This window comes from Acidisphaera rubrifaciens HS-AP3 (assembly GCF_000964365.1).
In the GTDB taxonomy this organism is placed as follows: domain Bacteria; phylum Pseudomonadota; class Alphaproteobacteria; order Acetobacterales; family Acetobacteraceae; genus Acidisphaera; species Acidisphaera rubrifaciens.
In genome coordinates, this window is the sequence record NZ_BANB01000409.1 from 1 (window position 1) to 482 (window position 482).

Annotated in this window: 1 protein-coding gene; it reads right to left on the minus strand. The window is 74.9% G+C overall.

Going from position 1 to position 482, the window contains the following annotated elements:
• Nucleotides 1-482, minus strand: a 482-nt coding sequence (locus B8460_RS21925; RefSeq protein WP_048861843.1) for a class I SAM-dependent methyltransferase, incomplete at both ends; no start/stop codon positions are given.

Consider the following 482-nt stretch of genomic DNA (forward strand, 5'->3'; position numbering starts at 1 on the left):
CCGGCGCGCAACAGGGCGACGCGGTGCAGCCACAGCTCCGCCTCGTGCATGATCCAGGCGGCGTGCGCGGCACTCGGCCGGTCGCGCGCCAGGGTGCGGACCAGCACCCGCCAGGCCAGCAGCGCCAGATGGACATGGCGGGCGGTCAGATCCTCGGTCACCCGCACGTCGAAGCCGAGGCGGCCGAGCGCGCGGGTAATGTCACGCTCACTGGGCAGGTCGAGCGTGGCCCGCCCCTCGCGCTTCGCCCAGACCGAGGCCGCCCGATCATCGATCGGCAGCGGCAGGTCGGCGACCAGTTCCGTCAGCATCACGTGGCCGCCCGGCCGCAGCGCCTCGGCGAGGGCGGTCAGCACCGGCACGGGCGCGGCGCCGCGCAGCGGCTCGATCGCGATGGCATGGTGATAGGCGCGCGCCCGGAACGACGGATCATCGGGCGTCCAGCCGGCGATGCTGATGCGCCGCGCGCTGCTGCCGTGCGC